Raw genomic sequence first — 23,430 nt, forward strand, 5'->3', positions numbered from 1 at the left:
GGGGACCGAAGCAGGAGCAGCCGAGGAGCAGCGATGGAGCCGACCCCCAGCGCGCCCGACCAACCGGTCACGTCCACCGTGCTGTTGCGCTCGCTGCGCGAGGACGCCCTGGTGGAGCAGGTGCCGGGACAGGACGCGGTGACGGTGCTGACCCGCTGGGGCGAGGTGTCGATCGACCGGCCGGGGCCCGCCGTGCGAGAGGCGCTGCGCCGGATGGCCTTCGGGCCGGTCAACCTGGTCAACGTGCTGGCCGGGCTGCCGATCGAGGACGCGGCCGCGGCCGCGGCCCAGCGCCGCCGGCTGGCCGAGGTGCTGGACCGCCTGCAGTGCACGGTGATCCGCACGCTGGCGCTGACCGACGGGGAGGGCGCGCTGCTCTCGGTGGTCCCGATCTCCGGCCAGGCCCGCACCGCCGTCGCCGAGGTCGACCCGCAGCGGCCGCTGCGGCTGTCCCGGTTCGCCGCGCTCGGACCCGGTGGCGGGGAGGCCGTGCTGGAGTCCCCGCTGGCCCTGCACCGGGTACTGCTGCACCACGGTGACGCGGTGCTGCTCACGGCCGGCCTCACCCGCCCGACCACCCTCGCCGGGCTGGCCCGCGACTCGGGTCTGCCCCGCGAGGTGGTCGACGCGGTGGTCGCCCACCTGGTGGCCACCGGCATGGTGCTGCTGGGCGAGTGCGACCCGCTCGGCGGTCCGCGGTTCGCCGAGGACACCGATCCGGACCTGCTCGGCTGGGCCGAACACGACCTGCTCTTCCACGCCCGCAGCCGGCTCGGCCGGCACGACGGCGCCTACGGCGCGGTCTTCCCGCGGGGCCACCAGCCGCCGTGCGAGCCCGCGGTGAAGCCGCGGCCGGCCGGCAAGCACTTCCCGCTGCCCCGCCCCACCGGGTGCCGGACGGCGGAGCCGGCGCTGGCCGAGGTGCTGGAGGCCCGGCACCTGCCGGGCCGGCTCGGCACCCGGGCGGTCACCGCCGAGCAGCTCGGCGAACTGCTGCACCGCGCCGCGCGGGTCCGGGAGGTGCACGTCGGCGGGCAGGACGAGGCGGCCTGCACCACCACCGACCGGCCCTACCCGAGCACCGGCGACCTGTACGAGCTGGAGCTCTACCTGGTGATCGGCGCCTGCTCGGGCCTGCCCCGCGGCATCTACCACTACGACCCGCAGGGCCACGGCCTGACCCTGATCAACACCGAGGAGGAGTCGGTCGCCGAACTGCTCGACTCGGCGATGATGGCCGCCGGGCTGCGCCGCGAGCCGCCGGTGCTGATCACCCTCACCGCCCGGTTCGGCCGGCTCTCCTGGGTCTACGGCGGGATGGCCTACGCGACCACGCTCAAGCACGTCGGCGTGCTGCTGCAGACGCTCAACCTGGTGGCCACCGCGATGGGGCTGGCCCCGCACGCGGTGGCCTTCGGTGACAGCGACGCGGCGGCCCGGGCCTTCCGGCTGGACTGGCGGCGGGAGTCCAGTGTCGGCGAGATGATCGTGGGCCCCAATCCTGGCTGACTTGACGTCAAACTCCGTACCAGGTGCCACAGTAGGAGCCTGATCGCAGAAAAAAGACGCATCCGAGTACCAGTTCGAACTACGTGGTGCGCCGCTACGATGTGTCGCGCAAGCGCGACCACCGGGTGCTTGGGGGAGATATGCCAGACCGATCAGCAGCTGTCGGCCGCACGGAGCCCACGGGAGAGCATCTGGCACCCAGGCTCGCGCGCACCGTGGTGGGCGTGGTCTTCAGCGGGTTCGCCCTGCTCGCCGGGCTGCACACGCTGTCGATGCCCGGCGCCAGCATCGGGCAGGACGTCGTCTTCCTGATCACCGTCGGCATCCTGCTGGGCTGCCAGCTGCTGCCGTTCTCCAGATTCGCGCTGGTTCCCGGCTCCCGGGCCGCGATCGCCTCGCTGGTCCTCCAGGCCGTGGTGGTCTACCTGCCGTTCTGGCTCTACGGCGCGCCGTGGATCGGGATGCCGGGGTTCTTCGGCGGGAACCTGCTGATCATGCTCACCGAGCCGTGGTCCTGGACCTCGTTCGCCGTCGTGATGGCGAGCCTGACCTGGATCCAGTACTCCTTCACCCCCGACGTGCTGAACGTGGCCTACACCGCCGTCTCCACCACCATCACCGGGCTGATCGTCTACGGCCTGACCCGGCTGGCCGACCTGGTCGTCGAGGTCAAGCACACCCGCGAGGAGCTGGCCCGGATGGCCGTCCACCAGGAGCGCCTGCGCTTCTCGCAGGACCTGCACGACCTGCTCGGCTACAGCCTCTCCGCGATCACCCTGAAGACCGAACTCACCCGCCGGCTGGTCACCAGCCACCCCGACCGGGCCGGCGACGAACTGATCGAGATCCTGGAGATATCCCGCCAGGCGCTGTCCGACGTGCGCGTGGTGGCCAGCGGCTACCGCGAGATGTCGCTGGACCAGGAGACCCGCTCCGGCTGCTCGGTGCTGGCCGCCGCCGAGATCCAGATCGACCTGGACGTCTCGCACGACCGGCTGCCGCTGGAGGTCAGCACCGTGCTGGCCACCGTGCTGCGCGAGGGCATCACCAACGTGCTGGGCCACAGCAAGGCCGAGCACTGCGCCATCACCATCGACCAGGGCCCCGACGGCGTGCTGCTGCGGATCGTCAACGACGGTGTGCAGCCCACCCCCCAGGAGCCGCCCAGCCGGCGCGGCACCGGCATCGACAGCCTGCGCTCGCGGGTCACCCAGCTCGGCGGCCGGCTCACCGCCGCCGTCGGCCCCGACGGCCGCTTCCAGCTGGAGGCCAGGGTGCCGCTGCCCGCCGACGGCGCTACAGCCAGCCCGCCTGGGACGCGATCCGGATCGCGTCGACCCGGTTACGTGCGTTGAGCTTGGTCACGGCGGTGGTCAGGTAGTTGCGCACGGTGCCGGCCGAGAGGTAGAGGCTGGCGGCGATCTCCGCCACCTCCGCCCCGCCGGCGGCCAGCCGCAGCACCTCGGACTCCCGGGTGGTCAGCGGGTTCTCCACCGAGTCCCAGGCCGCCAGCGCGAGTTGCGGATCGATCACCCGCCGCCCGGCCGCCACCCCGCGGATCGCCTCGGCCAGCCGGTCCGGCGGCGCGTCCTTGAGGATGAAGCCGGAGACCTGGGCGGCCACCGCCCGCCGCAGGTTCCCGGGGCGGCCCAGGCTGGTCAGGATCAGCGTGCGGCAGGACGGCAGCTGCTTGGTCAGCTGGCCGGCGGCGGTCAGGCCGTCGATGCCCGGCAGGTCGATGTCGACGATGGCCACGTCCGGCCGCCACTCCAGGGCCCGGGGCACGATCTCGTCGCCCGAGGCCACCTCGCCGACCACCTCGATGTCCGGTTCGAGGTTCAGCAGGGCGACCAGCGCTCCGCGGACCATGTTCATGTCCTCCGCCAACATGACCCTGATCAACCCGGACTCCCCATCTCAGCGCACGGTACCGGTCGCGCGACCTGAGAGGGTTTTACCACCCCTGGCTGGGAGTGAGATCACAATCCACGGTATTGCCGAGACACTTCGTCACCGACCCATCGGGGGGCCGTCGGGCAGCCACTCCAGCGGCGGCCCCAGCCGCTCGGGCCGCCGACTGAGCAGCTCGATCTCCCAGTCGTCCCAGTCGTACCCCCGGATGAACTCCGGGTCGACCGCCAGGCCGTACCCGTGCGGCCAGGGCTCGTCCCGGGTCGGCAGCGGCACCCCGAACTGCCCGGCCCCGGCGGTGCCCAGCAGGATCAGCAGGTGGTCCAGGAACCGGACGACGAGGATCCGCCCGCCGGCGGAACCGCCGAACAGCGACATCGGTCCCCGCCCCCGTCAGGCCGGCACCGCGACCGGGCGGCCGGCGGTGAGTTCGGCGGCCAGTTCGGCGAGTTGCCCGGCGGTGCCGGCCGGGCCCCGGCAGGCGTTGAACACCTGGATGCCGTGCTCCCCGGCCAGTGGCTCCAGCAGCCGGGAGAGCACCGGCCTGGGCCCGACCTCGACGATCCGGGTGGCGCCCAGCGCGAGCAGCGCGTCGATCCCGTCGGCGAACCGGACGGTGGCGCTGACGTGCCGCACCCAGTAGTCGGCGCCCAACTCCTCGGCGGCCAGCGCCCGGCCGAGCACGGTGGAGACCAGCGGGGTGCCGGCCGGCCGGTGCTCGACGGTGCGGGCGACGGCGCCGAACTCGGCCAGCATCGGGGCCATCAGCGGCGAGTGGAAGGCGTGCGATACCCGCAGCCTGGTCGCCTTGATCCCGTGCCCGGCCAACTGCTCGCGGATCTCGTCCAGTTGCCCGCCGTCGCCGGAGAGCACCACCTCCGCGCGGCTGTTCACGGCGGCGGTGCCGACCAGCGGGTGCGCCGGGATCAGTTCGAGCACCTCCGCCTCGCTCGCCTTGACCGCCAGCATCGCGCCGCCCTCGGGCAGCAGTTCCATGCCCTGGGCGCGGGCGGTGACCAGCCGGGCGGCGTCGTCCAGGCTCAGCGCGCCGCTCAGCACCGCGGCGGCGAACTCGCCGATGCTGTGGCCGAGCAGCAGCCCGGGGCGCACCCCGAGGTCGCCCAGCGTGGCGCCGAGCGCGTAGCCGATCGCGAAGAGCACCGGCTGGGCGTACCCGGTGCGGTTGATCAGCGGGTCGGCGTCGCGGACGAAGTCGATCACCGAGCGCTCAAGGCCGGGCCGCAGCGCGGCGTCCGCCTGCTCCAGATGGCGGCGGTAGGCGGGGCTGGAGCTGTAGAGGCCGGCGGTCATCCGCGGTTGCTGACTGCCCTGGCCGGTGAAGACGAAGGCGGTCTCGGGGGAAGCGGGCACGGTGGTACTCCTCTCCATGGTGGTACTCCTCTCGGGGAACGGAACAGCGGGAAGCGGCGGGGCGTTCAGGCGCGGCTCGCGGCGCCCGCGAGCCGCGCCGAGGCCTCGGCGACCAGCGCCCTGGTGAAGTCCGGGAAGGCCTGGCCGAGGAAGTAGAAGTGGCCGCCGGGGAAGAGCCGGTGGCGGAACTCCGCGCTGGTCTCCCGGGCCCAGCCGGCCAGCATGAACTCCGGCGCCCACGGGTCGATGTCGCCGCCGAAGGCGGTCACCGGGGCGGTCAGCGGGACGCGGTCGGGGTCGGGGCTGTAGGACTCGACGGCGCGCAGGTCCGCCCGGGTCAGCCGGAGGAACCGTTCGACGAACTCCGGCACCTCGTGGATCCGGTCGGGCGTGCCGCCCATCGCCAGCAGCTGGCCCAGCAGCCGCTCGTCGTCCAGCTCGTAGAGCCGGCGCCGCACCCGCGCCTGGTAGCTCGGCCCGGCCCGACCCGAGACGCCGACCCAGCCGGGCCGCCGGCCCGCCGCCTCCAGCCGGCGGGCCAGCTCGACGGCCACCAGCGAGCCGTAGCTGTGCCCGAAGAGCGCGAACGGCGCGTCCAGCCAGGGCTGGACGTCCTCCCAGACGGTGTCGAGCACCGCGGGCATGGCGGTCAGCGGCTCCTGGCGGCTGCGCTTGCCCCGGCCCGGCAGGTCGATCAGCACCAGGTCCCAGTCCTCGGGCAGTTGCCGGGCCATCGGCCAGTAGACGCCCGAGGAGCCACCGGCGTGGTGGAAGCCGAGCAGCCGCAGCGCGGGCCGCTCCACCGGGCGCGGCCGCACCCCGCTCCTCACGCGCTGCGCCGCTCACTCGCGGCGGCGACCAGCACGCCACCGGAGAGGATGTGGTCGCCCAGCCGCTCGAAGAGTTCGCCCAAGGTGATCTCCTCCAGGAAGTCGTCCAGCGGGACCTCGATCTGGTAGGCCTCCTCGATCCGCAGGGTCAGCTGCATCGCGATGAAGGAGTCGCCGCCCAGCTCCAGGAAGCTCTCGCCCTCGGCCAGGTCCTCCTCGGCCTGCATCAGGGTGCGCAGCGCCTGGTGCAGGAAGGCGCTGACCGCGGCGCGGTCGGCGGCCCGCACCGCGGGGACGGCGGTCGGCGCCGGGCCGCCGGCCGGGGCCCGGTCCGGGGCGGCGGCCCGCTCCTCGATCCAGAGCCGGCGGCGGCGGAACGGATAGGTCGGCAGGTCGCCGGCCGCCCGCGCGCCGGTGGGGCGCAGCGCGTCCAGCCGCAGTTCGGCGCCGGCCGCGAAGAGCGCGCCGAGCGCGGCCGGCAGCAGCTCCACCGCCTGGGCCGGCTCGTCGCCGGTGAGCGGCAGGCTGCCGCCGTCCCACTTGAGCAGCGCGTCCACCTCCTGGTTCTGGTCCGCCGCGCCGGGCCGCACCTTGAGCCCGAACTGGCGCAGGATCTCGGCCAGCTGCTCGTCCGCCCGGCCCGGCCCGGTGATCAGCTCCGGGTAGGCGGCGGTCAGTTCGGCCACCGAGGCGGCGAGCCGGGTGGCGCCCCGCACCGCGCTCAGGGTGACCGTCAGCCGGGCCGGCTTGAGTTCGCGCACGCCGTGCTCGGCCGCCGCGAGCAGCCGGCCGGCCAGTTCGGCACCGCTGTGCCCGGTCACCGCGATCCGGAACTCGAAGGCGGTGCGCCCGGCCCGCAGGGTGTGGCAGGCGGCGGCCAGGTCGGCTGCCTTGGTGCGGCCCAGGTGGCCGGCGGCCAGCGAGACCAGCTCGGCCAGGCTCTCCTCGTGCTTGGCGGAGAGGGTGACCAGCTCCAGCCGCCCGCCGCCGGCACTCGGCTGCGGCTCGGCCGGCTGGTAGGCCTCCAGCACCACGTGCGCGTTGGTGCCGCTCATCCCGAAGGCGCTCAGGCCCGCCACCTTGCGCTGGTAGCCGGTCGGCCAGTCGCGGCTCTCCCGGGGCACCGCGACGTTGATCCGGCTCCACGGGATCAGCGTGTTCAGCTCGCCGTCGGCCTCGCTCAGCGCGGCCGGGATCCGGCCGTGCTTCAGCATCAGCACCACCTTGATCAGGCCGGCCAGCCCGGCGGCGGCCTCCAGGTGGCCGATCCGGGACTTCACGCTGCCGGTGAGCAGCGGTTCCTGACGGTCCGTCACTCCGCTGCCGACCACCGCGTCCAGCGCGCCGACCTCGATCGGGTCGCCGAGCGAGGTGCCGGTGCCGTGCGCCTCCACGTAGCCGACCTCGGCGGCGGCCACCCCGGCGTCAGCCAGCGCGGCCCGCAGCACCTCCTGCTGGGCCGGGCCGTTGGGCACGGTCAGGCCCGAGGAGGCGCCGTCGTGGTTGACGGCGGTGCCGCGCAGCACCGCGAGGATCGGACGGCCCTCGCGCTCGGCCTCGTCCAGGCGCATCAGCAGCACCATGCCGACGCCCTCGCCCCGGCCGTAGCCGTCGGCGGCGGCGGTGAAGGTCTTGGACCGGCCGTCCGGGGCCAGTGCCTTGTTCTGGCAGAGCGAGACCATCAGGTCCGGCGAGAGGATCAGGTTGGCGCCGCCGACCAGCGCGTAGCGGCACTCGCCCTGCCGCAGGCTGCGGGTGGCCAGGTGCAGCGCGACCAGCGAGGAGGAGCAGGCGGTGTCCACGCTGATCGCGGGCCCGGACAGGCCCAGCACGTAGGAGACCCGCCCGGCGGCCATCGAGTGGCCGCCGCCGGTGCCGTAGTAGGGGTCGATGCCGCTCTTGTCGTCCGGGTGGGCCATCCGCTGGACGTACTCGGAGGTCATCATGCCGACGAAGACCCCGGCTTTCAGCCGGTCCTGGCGGCGCACCGGCAGCCCGGCCCGCTCCATCACCTCCCAGCCGGTCTCCAGCAGCAGCCGCTGCTGCGGGTCCAGCGCGGTGGCCTCGCGCTGCGAGATCCCGAAGAAGCCCGCGTCGAAGCCGGCGATGTCGCTCAGGAAGCCGGCCCGCCGCACGTAGGAGCGGCCGAGCTGGTCGGGCCGCTCGTCGTAGACGGCGCGCAGGCCCGGACGTTCCTCGGGGATCTCGCTGAGCGCGTCCTGCTCGCCGAGCAGGAAGTCCCAGTACGACTCGGGGGTGGTCAGTCCGCCGGGCAGCCGCAGCGCGGTGGAGACCACGGCGAGCGGGGCGTTGCGCTGCTCCTCCAGTTCGGTGATCCGGGCCTTGAGCCGGCGGGTGAGTCTGTGCTGCTCCTGCAGCAGGGCGCGGTACTCGTCCGTTTGCATCTCTTCCTACCTCACAGGTCCATGGCCAGGTCGCGCCGCACGGCGGCGAGCAGCTCGTCCTCGGAGAGCTCGCCTTCGGAGAGCCCGTCGTCGAAGGTCGCGGCCGCGCGGGACTCGTCCCGCGCGGGGACCGGGGCGGCGGCCACCACGGCGGGGGCCAGCAGTCCGGTCAGGTACCGGGACATCTCCGCGACGTTCGGGTAGTCGATCGAGGCGGTGGCCGGCAGGTCCTCGCCGACCGCGTGGGCGAGCAGGGCGCTGAGGTCGATCGCCATGATCGAGTCCAGCCCGATCTCCTCGAAGCCGGTCTCGTCCTCGACCGCCTCCGGGTCGCCCAGGGTGTCGCCGGCCAGCTTGCGGACCACCTCGCGGACCCGCTCCTCGCGGTCGTCCTCGTCGGTGACCTGGGCCAGCTCCGCGCGCAGCCAGCCGCGCGGCTGCTCGCCGCCCTCGGCGGCGGGCTCGGCGGCCGGCGGGCGCTCGGCGGTGAGCACCGAGAGCAGCGCGGTGCCGGGGTGCGCGCCCAGGTGCTCGGCGTAGCGGGTGAAGTCGGCGTCCATCGCGAGCAGTCGGGGCTGCGCGGTGCCGGTGGCCAGGGCCAGCAGCGGGCCCGCGACCTCGTCGCTCAGCACCCGCACGCCGAACCGCTCGGCGGCCCGGGAGAGCGCCCCCGAATCGGCCATGCCGCCCTTGTCGCCGGGCACCCACGGGCCCCAGGCGACCGCCGTGGCGGGCACCTGACGCTCGCGCAACTGCTGTGCCAGGCCGTCCAGGTAGCCGTTGGCCGCACCGTAGTCGACCTGCCCGGCGGAGCCCAGGGTGCCGGCCGCCGAGGAGAAGAGCACGAAGCAGCTCAGCTCCCGGCCCTCCAGCGCCGCGACCAGCGTGTCGGCGCCGGCCGCCTTGGCCGCGAAGACCTTCCGGTAGTCGGCCTCGGTCAGGTGGTCGAAGGCCCGGTCGGCGGTGGCGCCGGCCAGGTGGAAGACGGCGGACAGCGGGGCCAGCGACTCGGCCGTGGCCACCGCCCGGCCGACGTCGGAGCGGTCGGTCACATCGCCGGCCACCACCTCGATCCGCACCCCGCTCGCGGTCAGCTCGGCGATCACCTGGCGGGCCGCCAGGTCGGGCTCGGAGCGGCCCATCAGGGTCAGCGCGGTGACGCCCTGGCCGGCCAGGAACCGCGCCACGCTCAGGCCCAGCGCGCCAAGGCCGCCGGTGAGCAGCGCGCCGCCGGTCAGGTGCGGGGTGTCGGCGCCGGCCGCCGGCAGCAGCCGGGCCACCGAGAGGCCGGTGGCGCCCAGGCTGAGCCGGGTCTCGGTGACGCCCTCGGCGGCCACCTCCAGCAGCGCCTGGCTGAGCGGTTCCGGCTGCCAGCCCTCGGCCAGCGTGATCCGGACCAGCCGGCGCTCGGGCTGCTCGATCTCCAGCGCGGCCAGCAGGCCGAACAGCGCCTCGCGGACCGGTGCGGCCCCGGGGCGGCCGTCCACCGGCAGCGCGTACGGCAGACCGGTCGGCGCCGCCTTCAGCGCGGCGGCCAGCTCCATGGCCGCCAGCCGTGCCGCCTCGGCGCCCTGACGGTCCGTCAGATCGCTGAACCGGGCGTCCACCAGCAGGTCGGCGGCGGCGGGCCGGTCGCCGGGCACCTGGTCCACCTGGTGGCCCAGGGCTCGCAGCCGCTCGCTGAGCCGGCCGCCCGGGACGCTGTCGGCGCCGGTGACCACCAGGGTGCGGCGGTCAGCCGAGGCGGTCGGCAGCGGGCGCGGCACCCAGCTCAGCTCGTAGGCGTGCGGCACCCCGCCGCGCAGGCTGGTGCGCAGCGTGGTGCGGGCCGCGGCGCGCACCCGGAAGCCCTCGGCGACGATCACGCTGTCGCCGGCCGCCGTGAACAGGTGCAGGTCGGCGACGTCCACCCGGCGCCGCCCGCGCTCCAGCGTCTCGGACTGCAGCACCGTGACGTGGCCCCACAGGTCCTCGCCGGGCACCGGTCGGCCCGGGAAGGCGAGCTTGGCGGAGGCGAACGGGATGGCCAGCGCGGCGGCCGCCTCGGCGTCCTGCTCGACCATGAAGCCGGCGATGCTCTGGAAGACCGAGTCGATCAGGCCGGGGTAGATCTCGTAGTCGCCGACGGCGTCCGGCAGCGGCGGCTGGGCGTAGCGGACCAGCGCCTCGTCACCGCGCAGCCAGATGTCGGCGATCCAGCGGAAGGACGGGCCGAGGTTGTAGCCCAGCTCGCGGAAGAAGGCGTAGAAGGCCTCCCCGGAGATGTGCCGCTCGGCGGTGGCCGTGAAGGCCGCCCGGTCCGGCGCCTGGGCGCTGGGCGCCTGCTCGGCGACCTTGCCGGACAGGTGGTTGACCCACTCGCCGGCCACCGGGTCCAGCAGGCTGTGCACGCTCACCCGGCTCGGGTCCGCCTCGTCGTCGCCGAGCAGGATCTGCAGGTCGTACCGCTCGCCGTCCTTGATCACCAGCGGGCGCGGGCAGATGAAGTCCTCCAGTGCCAGCGGGCTGCCGCCGTGGGCCAGCGCCGAGAGCATGGTGGCCAGGTGCGAGGAGGCCGGGGTGAGGACGGTGTCCTCGATCCGGTGGTCCGTCAGGTACGGCGGGAAGGTGTCGCTGCGCTCGAAGGCGAAGGCCCGGCCGCGCAGGGCCGGCGAGCGCAGCTCGCTGCCCCAGTGGCGGCGCGGGGCGGCGGCGGCCGCCGGCGCGGCGGGCTCGACCTTGGTCCAGTAGCGGGTGTCGGCGAACGGGTAGCGCGGTGCCTCGGCCCGGCCGCGGCCGCCGGCCTGCTGGACCCGCTGCCAGTCCAGGTCCTGGCCGTTGCGGTAGAGGTGGGCGGCGGCGGCGAGCAGGCTGGCCCGCTCCCCCGCGCCCCGGCTGAGCGAGGCGACCGCGCCCTTGGCGGGCACCAGCTGCGCGCCGGCCACCATGTTCACCAGCGTCCGCCCGGGGCCGATCTCCAGGATCGCGTCCACCCCGAGGCCGGCCAGCTGCCGGACGCCGTCGTGGAAGCGCACCGGCTCGCGCAGGTGCCGCGACCAGTAGCGGGCGTCGTAGTCCGCGTCGGTGGCGACCTTGCCGGTCAGGTTGGAGACCACCGGCAGCACCGGGCGGTGGAAGGTCAGCGGCGCGGCGAGCGCGGCGAAGTCCGCCAGCATGCCGTCGATCAGCCGGGAGTGCGCGGCGGCCGGGATCACCAGGCTGCGCGCCTTGCGGCCCGCGGCCAGCGCCCGCCGCTCCACCTCGGCGATGTCGGCGGGCAGGCCGGCCACCACGATCGACTCGGGGCCGTTGATCGCCGCGAGGTCGCAGGCGGTTCCGGCGATCCAGGACTCGACCTCGGCGAGCGGGGCGGCCAGCGAGAGCATCGAGCCGGCGCCGGCCCGCTCCTGCATCAGCCGGGCCCGGTGGGCCACCAGGGTCAGGCCGTCGGCCAGTTCCAGCACTCCGGCGTGGATCGCGGCGGCGATCTCGCCGACGCTGTGCCCGGTGACCACCGAGGCCCGCACCCCCCACGACTCCCAGAGTGCCACCAGGGCCAACTCCAGTACTACCGTGGTGGGTTGGATGAAGCGGACCTGGTCGATCAACCGCTCGTCGGTGCCGTAGAACATCAGGTCGAGCAGCGAGAGGCCGAGCAGCGGCGCGATGATCTCGTCGCAGCGGTCCACCACCTGACGGAAGACCGGCTCGCTCTCGTACAGTTCGCGGCCCATGCCGAAGTACTGGCTGCCCATCCCGGTGAAGAGGAAGGCGATGGTCGGCCGCCCCGGCGCCTGGGCCGCCGGGCCCTCATGCAGGGCGGCCAGCAGTTCGGCGGCGGTGGCGCCGAGCAGCGCGCGGCGCGGGCCGAAGTGCGCCCGTCCGGTGCCCGCCGCCACCGCGAGCGCGGCCAGCTCGTGCTCCCCGGCCTCGGCCAGCCGCCGCTCCCACCGCTCGCCCAGCCGGGCCAGACCCGGCTGGTCGGGCGCGGAGATCGGCAGCAGGTAGGGGCCCGCCACCGGTTCGGCGGCCACCGGCTCGGCCGCCTCACCGAGGATCACCTGGGCGTTGGTGCCGCTGAAGCCGAAGCTGGAGACGGCCGCCAGCCGGGGCCGGTCGCCGGTGCGCCAGGGGGTGAGCGCGTCCACCACCCGCAGGTTCATGTCGTCCCACGGCACGTGCGGGTTGAGCTTCTCGGCGTGCAGGCTGGCGGGCAGCTTGCGGTGCCGCAGCGCCAGCACCGTCTTGATCACCCCGGCGATGCCGGAGGCCGACTCGCTGTGGCCGATGTTGCTCTTCACCGAGCCGATCTGCAGCGGCTCCCCCGGGCGCCGGCCGGGGCCGAACGCGGCCCAGGCGGCGGCCAGTTCGATCGGGTCGCCGAGCGAGGTGCCGGTGCCGTGCGCCTCCAGGTAGGAGATCTGCGCACCGTCCAGGCCCGCGTCGGCGAGCGCGTCGTTGATCACCGCCTGCTGGGCCTTGCCGCTGGGCACGGTCAGCCCCGAGGAGGCGCCGTCCTGGTTGACGGCGGTGCCGTGGATCACCGCGAGCACCCGGTCGCCGTCCCGCTCGGCGTCGCTCAGCCGCTTGAGCACCAGCACGCCGCAGCCCTCGGAGCGGACGAAGCCGTCGGCCTCGGCCGAGAAGGTCTTGCAGCGGCCCTCGGGCGAGAGCATGTGCGCCCGGCTGACCGCCACCGAGCAGGACGGGTCGGCGATCACGTTGACGCCGCCGGCCAGCGCCAGTTCGCTCTCACCGGCCCGCAGCGAGCGGACCGCCAGGTGCAGCGCGACCAGCGAGGAGGAGCAGGCGGTGTCCACCGCGAGGGCCGGGCCGTTGGCGCCCAGCAGGTAGGCGATCCGCCCGGCCGCCGCGTTGAGCGCGGTGCCGGTGCCGAAGTAGGCGTCCAGCCGGCCCAGGCCCCCCTGTTCGAGTAGGCGCGCGTAGTCGGAGTTGGTGATGCCGACGAAGACGCCGGTGCGGCTGCCGCGGATCCGGTGCGGGTCGATCCCGCCGTCCTCCAGCGCGTGCCAGGTCGCCTCCAGCAGCAGGCGCTGCTGCGGGTCCAGGCTCTCGGCCTCGCGGGCCGGGATGCCGAAGAAGCCGGCGTCGAAGCGGGCCAGGTCGCTCAGGAAGCCGCCCTGGTCGGTGGTGATGGTGCCGGTGGCCAGCGGATCGGCGTCGTGCAGCGCGGCGCGGTCCCAGCGGTCGGCGGGGACCGGGCCGACCGCGTCGCGGGCCTCGGCGAGCAGTTGCCAGAACTCCTCCACCGAGTCGGCGCCGGGGTAGCGGGCGGCCATCCCGACGATCGCGATCGGCTCGCTCACCGGCTTCTCGGCTTCGCTGCCCGCCACGGCCGCGGTGGTGGTGACGGCGGCGGCGGCCACCGGGCGCGGGCGCGGCTTGCGGGCGGCGGCGGGCGCGTGCTGCGGCCGCTCGGTGATCCGGGTGGCGACCAGCTCGGCGAGCTGGGCCACCGTCGGGTAGCTGAAGATCTCGGAGACCCGCAGCTCGACGGCGAACGCGCCGGACAGCTCGCGGGCCAGGTCGACGGCCATGATCGAGTCCAGGCCGAGGTTGTAGAAGCCGACGTCCTCCGGAACCGCGCGGCCCTCGGGGTAGCCGAGCGCGGCGGCCAGCTGACGGCCCACGTGCGCGCGGGCCGCCGCCAGCCGGGCGCCCTCGGGCAGCGCGAGCAGCTCGCCGCGCAGCGGCGAACCGACGCCCGGGGCAGCGGAGTTCGGCGAGCCCGGGATACCGTCGCGGCCCACCCGCCCGGCCTGCTCGGCCAGTTCGGCGAAGAGCGCGCGCGGTCGGCCCGCGCCGATCACCTCCAGGAACCGGGGCCAGTCCACCGGGCAGGCCAGCAGCAGCGCGGCGGCGTTCGGGGTGGTGGCGGTCAGGCTGGTGCAGCCGGTGGCCGGGTCCACCTCGCCCAGGCCCATCCGGGCCAGGTTCCGCCGGCCCGCCTCGTCCGCCATGCCGTCCAGCGCCCAGGCGCCGAAGGCCAGGCTGCTGGCGGGCAGTCCGGCCGCGGCGCGGTGCGCGGCGAGCGCGTCCAGCCCGCCGTTGGCGGCGGCGTACGCGCCGCGCCCCTCGTTGCCCCACAGCCCGGAGGCCGAGGAGGTCTGCAGGAAGAAGTCCAGCGTCCAGTCGCGGCTGAGCAGGTGCAGCCAGCAGGCGCCGGAGTACTTGCCGCGCAGCGCCGCCTCGAAGGCGGCGGTGTCGGCCTCGGCGAGCGGGGCCAGCGGCAGCGTGCCGGCCGCGTGGATCACGCCCGCGATCGGCGGCAGGTCCGCGATCGCCAGCGCGGCGGCCAGTTCGGCGTGCTTGTCGCAGTCGGCGGCCCGGTAGTGCGCCGCGACCCCGGCGGCGGCCAGCTCGGCGAGCCAGGCGCGGGTGGCCCCGGGCAGCGCGTCGGCGGCGGTGCGGCCGATCAGCACCAGGTGGCGGGCCCCGCGCCGGACCAGGTCGGCGGCCAGCGCCCGGCCGATGCCGCCCGCTCCGCCGGTGATCAGGTAGGCGCGCTCCGGACGGATCGTCAGCTCCGGCTGCCAGTCGGCGGCCACCGCGCGCAGCCGGGCGCCGAACGCGGCGCCGTCGCGGACCGCGAGCAGGTCCTCGACGGCCGTGCCGACCTCGGGCGCGGCGGTGGTGGCCAGCTCCAGCGCGGTGCGGGCGTCGGTGGCGGTGGGAGCGGCCGGCAGGTCGATCACCCCGCCCCAGCGAGCGCCGAACTCCAGGCCGAGCACCGGCAGCAGGCCGTGCAGCAGGCCGTGGTCGCCGGCCGCGATCGCGTCCGCTCCGGTGACCTGGCGCACCCCCCGGGTGAGCGCGAAGGCGCGGTGCCCCCCGTCGACCACCGGCAGGCTGCGCACCGCGCTGGTCACGGCGGCCAGCAGTTCGGCGCCCGCGCCGGCCGGGTCGGTGTCGTCCAGTTGCTCGGGCAGCGGGTCGGCCCACAGGGCCAGCACCAGGCTGAGCGGGCCGCGCCCCTCGCGGGCCGCCCAGAACTCGCCCCAGGCCAGGTCGTCGGCGGGCAGCGGGCCCTGCTCCCAGGCCGGGAACGAGCCGGGGGCGAGCGGGCCGAGCAGCACGCCGAACTGGCCGCCCTGCTCGGCCTCGGCGGCCAGCAGGGTGAGCAGTTCGACGTCGTCACCGGCCAGCACCAGGGTGCTGCCGGTGACCGGCGGGAGCGGCGGGACGGGGTGCCAGGCCAGCTCGTGCAGCGGCACGCCGGCCGGCCGCGCGGGCTGCTCGGGCTGCTCGGGCTGCTCAGACCGCTCGGCGGCGGACGCCGAGGCCGGTTCCCCCGCCGCTACCACGATCGGCGCCACGGCCGGCGCCTGCTGGGCCGCCGCGGCGGCCGGCGCGTGCCGGGTCCGCTCCCACGGGTAGTGCGGCAGCTCGATCACCCGGCGCGGCAGCGCGGGCGGTTCCGCGCCGCCCGGCCCCTCGGCGACGCGGACCAGCGGCGAGGCCTGGTCGGCGGCCAGCGCGCCGAGCGCGGTGGCGGCGGTGGCGGGGTCGGCGGCGGTGACCGTGGCGGTCACCTCCTGGCGGCCGCGGCCGTGGCTGACGGTGTAGGCGAAGGCGGGGTAGTCCGCCGGCGCCAGGGTGGCCAGCCGCTCGGCGAGCCGCCAGGCCAGCGCGCGCAGCGCGGCGGGGGTCTTGGCGGAGAGCTGGAAACCGGTCACCGGCACGGCGGCGGCGCTGGGCTCCACCGGCTCGGCCGGGCCGATGACGATGTGCGCGTTGGTGCCGATCATGCCGAACGAGCTGACGCCCGCGTACCGGCCGCTCGCACCGGCCCGCCACGGCCGCGCCTGGCCGCTGACCGAGATGTTGGTGCCGTCCAGGTCGATCCGCGGGTTGAGCGTCTCGAAGTGCACCAGCGGCGGGACCACGCCCTTGCGCACGCAGAGCAGCGCCTTGATGACGCCCGCGATGCCCGCCGCGCCCTCCAGGTGGCCCAGGTTGGCCTTCACCGAGCCGACGTGCAGCTCGGCGCCCGCGTTGCGCCGGCCGAGCGCCGCGATGATGGCGTCCATCTCGATCGGGTCGCCCAGCGAGGTGCCGGTGCCGTGCGCCTCGATCAGCCCGATGTCGGCCGGGGTCAGTCCGGCGTCGGCCAGCGCGGACTCCAGCAGGTCGATCTGGGCCAGCACGTTGGGCGCGGTGAAGCCGGAGGAGCGGCCGTCCTGGTTGATCGCCGAGCCGTGGATCACGCCGTGAATCCGGTCCCCGTCGCGCACCGCGTGGTCCAGCCGCTTGAGCGCGATCACCCCGCAACCCTCGCCGCGCACGAAGCCGTTGGCCCGCGCGTCGAAGCTCTTGCAGCGGCCGTCCGGGGAGAGCGAGCGGGTCTGGTCGATGATCCGGGTGGAGCCGGGGGCCAGCACCAGGTTGACGCCGCCGGCCAGCGCCACCTCGCACTCGCCGCGCCGCAGCGCCTGCCCGGCCTGGTGGATCGCCACCAGCGAGGAGGAGCAGGCGGTGTCCACCGCCACCGCCGGGCCGGTCAGGCCCAGGCAGTAGGAGATCCGCCCGGCCGCGAAGCTGTGGCCGTTGCCGGTGGCCCAGTAGGCGTCCAGCTCACCGGTGTTCCAGTCCCGGTAGTCCTGGCGCCCGGTGATCCCGACGAAGACGCCGACCTTGGCGTCGGTCAGCTTCTCGGGCGCCAGCGCCGCGTCCTCCAGCGCCTCGTGGGCCACCTCGAGCAGCAGGCGGTGCTGGGGGTCGATGGCCCGCGCCTCGCGCGGGCTGATCCCGAAGAAGTCGGCGTCGAAGCCCAGCACCTCGTCCAGGAAGCTGCCCTGGTGCGGGAGTTCGGCCCACTCCTCGGCGAACGGGGCCAGCCGCTCGGCCGGGCGGGTGCGCACCAGGTCACGGCCGGACTCGAGCGCCGCCCAGTACGAGTCGAGGTCGTCTATGCCGCCGGGCAGCCGCAGCCCGACGCCGACCACCGCCAGCGGCTGGTTCCCGCTCGCGGCGTCCAGCTGGGCGCGCAGGCTCTTGATGGTGTCCAGGGCTCGGGTCAGGGGGGTAGCAGCGCTCTTGCTCGGTTCCATGGGATCCGTTCCTCGTGACAGGGAAGTGGAAAAGGCCCGGGGCCGGTGCGACCACCCGGGTTGCCCCCAGGTGGTCGCACCGACGCTCGCTAGCGGGCCGTGGTCGCCTCGGTGGCCTCGCCGGCCTCGGGGGCCAGCCGCTCGCTCAGCACCTCGGACAGGGCCCGGGCGGTGCCGTAGGTCCACAGCAGGGTGGGCGAGAGTTTGAGGCCGAAGGCGGCCTCCAGCCGGTTGCGCAGTTCCAGACCCATCAGGGAGTCCAGGCCGAGCGCCTTGAAGGGGGTCTCACGATCGATCGCCTTGGGGTCCAACCGCAGGACCCGGCCCGCCAGTTCGCGGACCTTCTGCTCCACCAGCGCCGGGCGCTCGGCGGGCCCGGCGGCCAGCAGGGTGCTGCGGAACTCGCTGCCGCCACCGGCGGCGCCGCCCTGTTGGGAGGTCTGCCGCAGCACCTGCCAGCTCTTCAGCGCCGCGGTGTCGGGGTAGGCGTCGAACCACTGCCGCAGGTTGAGCGGAACGTAGCCGACCACCTCCTCGCCCTGCTCCAGGAACCGGACCAGGGCCGGCCAGGCCTCCTCGGCGGTGAAGCCCGCCATGCCGCGCTCGGCGAGCCGGGCGCCGCGGTTCTCGTCCTGGGCTGCCAGGCCGATCCCCTCGAACGGCCCCCACTGCACGCTCAGCGCGGGCAGCCCGCGCCGGCGCCGGGCGCCGGCCAGCGCGTCCTGGTAGGAGTTGCCGGCCGCGTAGGCCGCCTGGCCGGCGTTGCCGATCAGGGTGGCGGCGGAGGAGAAGAGCACGAACAGGTCCAGCGGGTCGTTCTCGGTGGCGGCGTCCAACTGGCGGGCGCCGTCCACCTTGGGGGCCAGCACCCGGGCCAGCTGATCCGCCGTCAGGTTCAGCACTGTGGCGTCGTCCAGCAGGCCGGCCGCGTGGAACACCCCGCGCAGCGGCGGCAGTTCGGCCCGCACCCGGGTCAGCGCGGCGGCCAGCGAGGCCTGGTCGGCCACGTCCGCGCGGTACGCGGTGACCCGCACCCCGCGCTCGCGCAGCGCCGCCAGCCGCTGCTCGGCCTCGGCGCTCGGGACGGAGCGGCCGAGCAGCGCGAGCGCGCCGGCGCCGCGCTCGGCCAGGTACTCGGCCAGCGAGAGGCCGAGCGCGCCGAGCCCGCCGGTGACCAGGTAGCTGCCGTCGGCGCGGAAGCTGCCGCCCGGCAGCGGCTCGGGTGCCACGGCGGTCACCGTGGCCGGGTCGCTCAGCACGAACTTGCCGATGTGGCTGCCCTTGGACATCTCCCGCAGCGCCTCCGCCGCATCCGCGAACGAGTAGCCGATGACCGGAAGTTCGGCCACCGTGCCGGCCGCGATCAGGTCCCAGATCTCGGCGAGGAGCCGGGCGAACTTCGCCGGCCGGCGGTCCATCAGGCCGGCCAGGTCGACCGCCGCCAGCGAGATGCCCTTGCGGAAGGCGTCCAGGCTGATCGTCCGGCCGCCGTAGATGTCCTTCTTGCCGACCTCGATGAACCGGCCGTCCTCGGCCAGCACCTCCAGGCCCAGCGTGATCGCCGCTCCGGTCAGCGAGTTGAGCACCACGTCCACCCCGCGCCCGCCGGTGGCGGCCAGCGTCCGCTCGGCCCAGGACAGGTCCCGGGAGTCGAAGACGTCCGCGATGCCCAGCTCGCGCAGGTACCGGCGCTTGGCCTCGCTGCCCGCGGTGGCGATCACCCGGGCACCGCGCGCCTGGGCGATCCGGACCGCCGCCAGGCCCAGGCCTCCGGTGGCGGAGTGGATCAGCACGCTCTCGCCGGGCTCCAGCGCCGCCAGGCCGTCCAGCGCGTACCAGGCGGTGGCCATCACCAGCGGCAGCGCGGCGGCCGCCGCATCGTCCAGCCGGTCCGGGATCGGCCGGGCGTGCTCGGCGCGGACCGTCACATAGGAGGCGATCGCACCGAACGAGCAGGCCACCACCCGGTCCCCGACCGCGAGTTCGGTGACACCCTCGCCCACCGCGCTGACCGTCCCCGCGCACTCCCCGCCGAGCAGGTCGGCACCGGCCGAGGAGTCGGGGTAGGTGCCCATCGCCTTCATCACGTCGATGAAGTTGAGCGCGGTGGCGCTGACCGCGATCTCGATCTCGCCGGCCGCCGGCGCCCGGCGGGTGAGCGGCCGGTAGACCAGGCCGTCCCAGAAGCCGGGCCGCTCGGGCACCAGCCGGAACGGCTCGGCGGGCCGCCGCCAGGGGGCCGCCACCCGCTCCTGGTCGCTCTCCTCGGCGCCGCGCAGCAGGCGGGCGACATACCGCTCGCCGGCCCGCAGCGCGACCTGGTCCTCGCCCTCGTCGGCGAGCAGCTCGGCGGCCAGATCCGCGATCTGAGCATCCGTCAGATCGACGATCTGCGGTCTGAGTTCGGGGTGCTCGCGGCGCAGCACCCGGGTGAAGCCCCAGTACAGCGCGGCGCCCGGGTCGATCCGGTCGGTGTCGGTGACGGCCTGCGCCTCGCGGGTGAGCACGGTCAGCCGGGGCGGGGTGGCGAGCGTGCCGGCCGCCCGGACCAGCGCGGCCAGCGCGAGCAGCCCGGTGCGCTGGAGCGCCAGATCGGCCCGGTCGGGCGCACTGAAGACCAGTTCGGTCGGCGCGCCGCCGTCCTTCAGCAGCCTGGTCCAGGCGGCCTGGTCGGTGGCCTCGGCCCCGCTCGGCCGCACCGCGCGGGCGCTCGCCCCGGCCGTGCCGAGGGCGGCGGCCAGCTCCTCGCCGAGACCCTCGGTGAGCTCGGCGAGGAGCCAGCTGCCGCTGGTGACCGGCTCGGCGGCGTTGGCCTGGACCCGGAACCGCAGCCGGTGCAGCCGCTGCGCGTCGCCGTCCGCCGGCCCCTCGGTGGCCAGCCGCTGCAGCTTCAGCCCCTCCAGGGTGACCAGCGGCTGCCGGTCGCCGTCGTAGAGGAACAGGTCGACGGTGTCGGCATCGCGGCGCACCGCGTACGACCAGAGGCCGAGCACCGGCTCCGCCAGCTCCTGGTGCAGGTGGATCCGCTCGACGCCGACCGGCACCACCGCGTCCGCGCCCTCGTTGAGCGCGAGCGAGACCTGCAACGCGGCGTCCCAGAGCGCCGGATGAAGGGTGTGCGCCCGCACGCCGGCCACGCAGCGCTCCGGCAGCCGGACCTCGCCGAGTGCCCGGCCGTCCAGCACCCGCACCCCGGCCAGGCCCTGGAAGGCCGGGCCGTAGTTGAGGCCGCGGGCCGCGCAGGCGGCGTAGAACTCCTCGGCGCTGCCGGGCTGCTGGGCCAGCAGCGGCTCGGGGAAGGCGACCGCGGGCGCGTCGGTGGCGCGGCGCCGGGTGAGCCGGGCGCTGGCGTGCTCGGTCCAGGCGGTGGCGCCGGCGGGCAGCGAGAGCAGGGTGAAGCTGCCGCCCTCGGTGACGTCGTCGCGCCACAGCACGCTCAGCGCGGCCGGCTCGTCGGTCAGCGTCAGGTCGCTCTTGAAGGCGAAGCCGGTGACCAGACCCGGCGCGGCGCCGGTGCGGGTGTGCGCGGCGGCCAGCGCGAACGACATCATCGCGGCGCCGGGCAGCACCACGGCCTCGTGCACCCGGTGGTCGCGCAGCCAGGGCTGGTCGGCCAGGGCCAGCTCGATGCCGCCCTGCCGGCTGTCCTGCTCGTTGGCCAGCGGGGTGAGCGCGAAGTCCAGCCCGCCCTGCGCCGAGCCGCGCCGGCGGCCCTCGGCGACCCAGAACCGCTCGCGCTGCCACGGGTAGCCGGGCACCGCGACCAGCGTGTCCGAGGCCTGCCGGACGAACGGGCGCAGGCCGTTGACGTAGCCGCGGGCGAAGGCCAGCTGCAGGTCGGCGCGGCTGCCCTGGTCCCGGCGCAGCGTGGTCAGCACGGCCGGCGGCTCGGCCCGCAGCGCGGCCAGCTGCTCGATCGCGGGCGCCAGGATCGGGTGCGGGCTGATCTCCACCACGTGGGTCACGCCGTCGTCGAAGAGCTGCCCCATCGCGTCGGCGAAGAGCACCGGGCGGCGCAGGTTCTCCACCCAGTAGTCGGTGTCCATCTCGGGGCCGTCCAGCCGCTGGACCCGCACGGTGGACATCAGGCTGATCGCCCCGCGGGCCGGCCGCACCTCGGCCAGCGCGCTCTGCAGGTCGGGGCGCAGCTCGTCCATCTGCGGGCTGTGCGAGGCGTAGTCGACGTTGACCAGGCGGCAGAAGGTGCCCTCGGCCTCCAGGATCTCCTTGAGCGCGAGCACCGCGTCGATGTCGCCGGAGAGCACGCAGGAGGAGGGACCGTTGTTGACGGCCAGCGAGACCTGCTCCTCGAAGCCCTCCAGGGCCGCGCGGGCGCCGGCCACGTCCAGGTCGACGGCGAGCATCCGGCCCTTGCCCGAGGTGCGCCGGGCGATCGCGCTGCGCCGGGCCATCACCAGCGCGGCGTCCTCGTAGGAGAGGATCCCGGCCAGCGTGGCGGCGGTGACCTCGCCCTGGCTGTGCCCGATCACCACGTCCGGCTCGACGCCCGCCGCGCGCCAGCGCTCGGCCAGGCCCAGCGACATCGCCCAGAGCGCGGGCTGCAGCATGTCGATCCGGCTCAGCCACTCCTCGCCGGCCGCGCCCGCCACGATGGCGGGCAGGTCCCACGCGAAGTGCGGGCGCAGCGCCTCGGCGCAGCGGTCGATCACCTTGGTGAAGACCGGGTCCTGGCCGTAGAGTTCACGGCCCATGCCGGACCACTGCGAGCCCTGGCCGGGGAAGACGAAGACGGTCCTGCCCAGGCTGCGGGCCCGGCCGGTGACCAGCGCGGGGATCTCCTGCGCGGGGTCGGCGGCGTAGCGGCGCAGGCTCTCGGCGAGCGCCGCACCGTCCGCGCCGACGGCGGCGAGCCGCACCGGGAAGTGGTCGCGCCGGCTGCCCAGGGTCGCCGCCACGTCACTGGCCTGGGCCTCGTCGAGCACCTCGGCCAGTTCCCCGGCCCGCTGCCGCAGCGCCTCCTCCTGGTGCGCCGAGAGCGGCAGCAGCAGCGGCCCGTCCTGCGCCGCCGCCTGAACCTCGGCGGCCTCGGGCGCGGTGCGCAGCACCACGTGCGCGTTGGTGCCGCCCCAGCCGAAGGAGTTGACGCCCAGGTACACCTCGCCCTCGGCGGGCAGCGCCAGCGGCTCGCGGACCACCTGGAGGTTGAGCGCCGCGAAGTCGATGTCGGGGTTGAGCTGCTCGGAGTGCAGGCTCGGCGGCACCACCCGGTGCTTGAGCGAGAGCACCGCCTTGACCAGGCCGACCATGCCGGCCGCGGCCTCCAGGTGGCCGATGTTGGTCTTCGCCGAGCCGATGCCCAGCGGCCCGAGCGCCCGGTCGCGGCGCTGGGCGATCACGCTGCCGATGCCGGCCGCCTCGACCGGGTCGCCGCGCAGCGTGCCGGTGCCGTGCGCCTCGATGTAGGAGAGCTTGTCCAGCGGGATGTCCGTGCCCTCGTAGACCTGGCGCAGCAGGTCCACCTGGCCGGCCGGGTTGGGGGTGACCAGGCTGTCGCCGCCCGCGTCGTTGTTGACGGCGGTGCGCACGATCACGCCGTGCACCCGGTCGCCGTCGGCCAGCGCCCGGTCCAGCCGCTTGAGGTAGACCGCGACCACGCCCTCGCCGCGCACGAAGCCGTCGGCGGCGGCGCCGAAGGCGTGGCAGCGCCCGGCCTTGGAGAGTCCGCCGAAGTGGGTCAGGCCGATCGACACGTCGGGCGCCATGATCAGGTTGACGCCCGCGACCACGGCTCCCTCGATCTCGCCCGAGCGCAGCGCCTGGCCGGCCAGGTGCAGCGCGACCAGCGAGGAGGAGCAGCCGGTCTCCACCGCCAGGCTCGGCCCCTTGAGCTTGAGGAAGTAGGAGAGCCGGGCGGCGATCACGTCCAGCGCGTTGCCGACGATGCTGTGCTGGGTGGCGCCGGCCCCGCGCTCCTTGCGCAGGATCTCGTAGTCGTGCCAGCTGGCGCCCACGTAGACGCCGGTGCGCGAGCCGCGCAGCTCCTCGGCCGGGCGCCCGGCGTCCTCCAGCGCGCGCCAGCCGGCCTCCAGCACCAGCCGCTGCTGCGGGTCCATGTCCTCGGCCTCACGCGGCGAGATGCCGAAGAAGGTCGGGTCGAACTGGTCCAGGCCCTCCAGGAATCCGCCGACGGCCTGGACGGTCTTCTCGGGGTCGAGCTGCGCCGTGGCGTCCCAGCGGTCGGCGGGAACCGGCCGGATGGCGTCGGTGCGCTCGCTGAGCACCCGCCAGAAGCCGTCCACATCGGGCGCGCCAGGCAGGCGGGCCGACATGCCGACGATGGCGATCAGCTGCTCGGGGTCGTGGTTGTCTTCAGGCATCTCGGTCAACCTCAAG

Annotated in this window: 9 protein-coding genes; 2 read left to right on the forward strand and 7 right to left on the reverse strand. The window is 75.1% G+C overall.

The features are described from left to right. Positions 1–33: 33 nt before the first annotated feature. Together OG403_RS13390 and OG403_RS13395 are read left to right on the forward strand one after the other, a co-directional pair. Positions 34–1,509 carry a SagB/ThcOx family dehydrogenase gene (locus OG403_RS13390; RefSeq protein WP_329564311.1) on the forward strand — a complete coding sequence of 492 codons (1,476 nt, stop codon included), beginning with the start codon at positions 34–36 and terminating at the stop codon, positions 1,507–1,509. 224 nt (positions 1,510–1,733) lie between these two features. Then, complete coding sequence (locus OG403_RS13395; protein ID WP_329564313.1) at positions 1,734–2,864, forward strand: sensor histidine kinase; 1,131 nt, start codon at positions 1,734–1,736, stop codon at positions 2,862–2,864. Here OG403_RS13395 and OG403_RS13400 read toward each other — a convergent pair. From OG403_RS13400 to OG403_RS13430, 7 genes are all read right to left on the reverse strand, one after another. Continuing rightward, positions 2,806–3,411 carry a response regulator transcription factor gene (locus OG403_RS13400; protein ID WP_329564315.1) on the reverse strand — a complete coding sequence of 202 codons (606 nt, stop codon included), beginning with the start codon at positions 3,409–3,411 and terminating at the stop codon, positions 2,806–2,808. The two genes, OG403_RS13395 and OG403_RS13400, sit on opposite strands and share 59 nt — an antisense overlap. Positions 3,412–3,519: 108 nt before the next feature. Beyond that, positions 3,520–3,798, reverse strand: a complete 279-nt coding sequence (locus OG403_RS13405) for a hypothetical protein (RefSeq protein ID WP_329564317.1) — start codon at positions 3,796–3,798, stop codon at positions 3,520–3,522. A 15-nt stretch (positions 3,799–3,813) separates the two neighbouring features. Then, positions 3,814–4,809 carry an acyltransferase domain-containing protein gene (locus tag OG403_RS13410; protein WP_329564319.1) on the reverse strand — a complete coding sequence of 332 codons (996 nt, stop codon included), beginning with the start codon at positions 4,807–4,809 and terminating at the stop codon, positions 3,814–3,816. A gap of 47 nt (positions 4,810–4,856) precedes the next feature. Continuing rightward, positions 4,857–5,609: a thioesterase II family protein gene (locus tag OG403_RS13415; protein WP_329564321.1), complete on the reverse strand. Its 753-nt coding sequence runs from the start codon at positions 5,607–5,609 to the stop codon at positions 4,857–4,859. 8 nt (positions 5,610–5,617) lie between these two features. Then, positions 5,618–8,026: a beta-ketoacyl synthase N-terminal-like domain-containing protein gene (locus OG403_RS13420; RefSeq protein WP_329564323.1), complete on the reverse strand. Its 2,409-nt coding sequence runs from the start codon at positions 8,024–8,026 to the stop codon at positions 5,618–5,620. An 11-nt stretch (positions 8,027–8,037) separates the two neighbouring features. Then, a complete protein-coding gene (locus tag OG403_RS13425; protein ID WP_329564325.1) occupies positions 8,038–17,076 on the reverse strand; it encodes an SDR family NAD(P)-dependent oxidoreductase in 9,039 nt (3,012 codons plus the stop codon). A gap of 89 nt (positions 17,077–17,165) precedes the next feature. Then, complete coding sequence (locus OG403_RS13430) at positions 17,166–23,414, reverse strand: type I polyketide synthase (RefSeq protein WP_329564327.1); 6,249 nt, start codon at positions 23,412–23,414, stop codon at positions 17,166–17,168. Positions 23,415–23,430 lie beyond the last annotated feature (16 nt).

This window comes from Kitasatospora sp. NBC_01266 (genome assembly GCF_036242395.1).
In the GTDB taxonomy this organism is placed as follows: Bacteria; Actinomycetota; Actinomycetes; order Streptomycetales; family Streptomycetaceae; genus Kitasatospora.

What these genes read in the sequence shown, in the direction of transcription:
- OG403_RS13390 (WP_329564311.1), top strand. Translation starts at nt 34, where the DNA reads ATGGAGCCGACCCCCAGCGCGCCCGACCAACCGGTCACGTCCACCGTG.
- OG403_RS13405 (WP_329564317.1), bottom strand. Translation starts at nt 3,798, where the DNA reads ATGTCGCTGTTCGGCGGTTCCGCCGGCGGGCGGATCCTCGTCGTCCGG.
- OG403_RS13410 (WP_329564319.1), bottom strand. Translation starts at nt 4,809, where the DNA reads ATGGAGAGGAGTACCACCGTGCCCGCTTCCCCCGAGACCGCCTTCGTC.
- OG403_RS13420 (WP_329564323.1), bottom strand. Translation starts at nt 8,026, where the DNA reads ATGCAAACGGACGAGTACCGCGCCCTGCTGCAGGAGCAGCACAGACTC.
- OG403_RS13425 (WP_329564325.1), bottom strand. Translation starts at nt 17,076, where the DNA reads ATGGAACCGAGCAAGAGCGCTGCTACCCCCCTGACCCGAGCCCTGGAC.
- OG403_RS13430 (WP_329564327.1), bottom strand. Translation starts at nt 23,414, where the DNA reads ATGCCTGAAGACAACCACGACCCCGAGCAGCTGATCGCCATCGTCGGC.